1 protein-coding gene and 1 pseudogene are annotated in these 2056 nt (G+C 68.3%); both read left to right on the forward strand.

Translation table 11 applies throughout. The features are described 5' to 3' along the window. Positions 1 to 203 precede the first annotated feature (203 nt). A pseudogene (locus ACIQU6_RS44535) lies at positions 204 to 707 on the forward strand (transposase); the annotation flags it as partial. Then, entirely contained in the window at positions 629 to 1957 is a 1329-nt protein-coding gene (locus ACIQU6_RS44540) for an NF041680 family putative transposase (RefSeq protein WP_403488419.1), read from the forward strand. The pseudogene ACIQU6_RS44535 and the gene ACIQU6_RS44540, both read left to right, overlap by 79 nt. Positions 1958 to 2056: the final 99 nt, after the last annotated feature.

Here is a 2056-nt window from a genome sequence, read left to right on the forward strand (position 1 = left end):
CAGCCCGGCCCCGCGTGTCCCTCACCAAGGCCGCATAACATCAACCCCACGAAACCCGTTCGTGAGTGCTTTTACACCACAAACTGGACGCGACCCGCCTTCACCTGGGGACACGTGCGCCAGTTGGAGTCGGCGATGCGCGCGTTCCTTGCGGCCTGGCCGCCCACGCCGGGCTGATACCCAAGGGGGACGCGGTGGTGTTCGTGGACATTGACTCCAAGGTCAAGCAGGTCTACGGCCCGGCCAAGCAGGGCGCCTCCTTCGGCTACACCAAGGTCCGCGGCCTGCACTTCCAGATCGTCACCGTCAAAACGGGCACATGCGCACCGGTCATCGTCGCCACCCGGCTGCGCAAGGGCTCGGCAGGTTCGGGCAAGGGCGCCGCCTCCCTGCTGCGCGAGGCGCTGACCACGGTGCGGGCGATGGGCATCACCGCGCAGATCCTCGTCCGTGCGGACTCCGCCTACTTCTCCCACAAGGTCGTCGAGGCCTGCCGCACGGCCGGCGCCCGATTCTCCCTCGCGGTCGCGGTCACCAAGACGATCCGCATGGCCATCGAGACGATCGCGGTCGACGCCTGGACCCCGATCAAGTACACCGATGCCATCTGGGACGACGAGGAGCGACGCTGGATCTCCGACGCCGAGATCGCCAAGATCCCGTTCACCGCGTTCACCTCGAAGAAGAAGGCGTTTCGCACCACCGCCCGGCTCATCGTGCGCCGTGTGAAGCGGCTGAACCCGAAGACGGTCGTCGGCTGCTTGCCTCCATGCTGCTACCGCGTGCCGCCGACGGGCGGATCGTGCTCGCGGTGGATGTGAGCAACTGGCTGCGGCCCGACGCTCCCACCAGCTCGGAGTTGCTGTTCTGCCACGTCTACGGGCGGGGCCGCAGCGCGGATCAGTTCATCCCCGGCTGGCCCTACTCCTTCGTCGCCGCGCTGGAGACGGGACGCACGTCGTGGACGGCCGTGCTGGACGCGATCCGGCTGGGGCCGGCCGACGATGCCACCGCGGTGACCGCCGCCCAGCTGCGCGAGGTGGTCACCCGGCTGGTGCACGCCGGACAGTGGCGGCCTGGTGATGCGGACATCCTCGTCGTCATGGACACCGGCTACGACGTCACCCGCCTCGCCTATGTCCTGGCCGATCTGCCCGTCGAGCTGGTCGGCCGGCTGCGCTCGGACCGGGTCATGCTCCGGGATGCCGGGCCTCGCCGCTCCACCCCGCGTGGCGGACAGCCCCGCAAGCACGGCGGCGTCCTCACCTTCTCCAAGCCGGAGTCCTGGCACACCCCTGACCAGACCACGACGTGCGACACCACCCGCTACGGCACGGCCGAAGCCCTCGCCTGGGACCGGATGCATCCCCGATTGCAGGCCCGTGGTCCCTGGCTCGACCACTGCGGTGAACTCCCTTTGATCCACGGCACGTTGATCCGGCTGAAGGTCGAGCACCTGCCTGGTGACCGCGACCCGAAGCCGGTGTGGCTGTGGTCCTCGCGCACCGGCATGACTGGCCAGGACGTCGATGTGCGGTGGCAGGCGTTCCTCCGCAGATTCGATCTTGAACACACCTTCCGGCTGTTCAAGCAGACCTTGGGCTGGACCGTTCCGAAGGTCCGCGATCCGCACACGGCCGACCTATGGACGTGGCTGATCATCGCCGCCCACACTCAACTCCGCCTCGCCCGGCCCCTTGCCGAGGACCTCCGCCGACCCTGGGAACGGCCCGCCGAGCCGCGCCGGCTCACCCCTGCCCGGGTCCGCCGGGGGTTCCGCCACCTCCGCGCGAAGACCGCCCGTCCCGCCGGTGTGCCCAAACCCTCCAAGCCCGGCCCCGGACGCCCACCCGGATCGAAGAACCGCAGGTCAGCACCACGTCACGAGCCGGGGAAGACCGTGAAACGAATCGAAACCCTCACCGAACACGTCCGCCTGAAACAGCAGCGAGGTTAATGATCAAGCGTACGTCCAGCGGTCCGGGCGTCATCGCAGCTCAGAAGGGATGTGAACTGATGTAACCGGACGTCAAGCTCAGGGTAGCCAGCCGGTGGA

The organism is Streptomyces sp. NPDC090442, assembly GCF_044769405.1.
GTDB lineage: Bacteria > Actinomycetota > Actinomycetes > Streptomycetales > Streptomycetaceae > Streptomyces.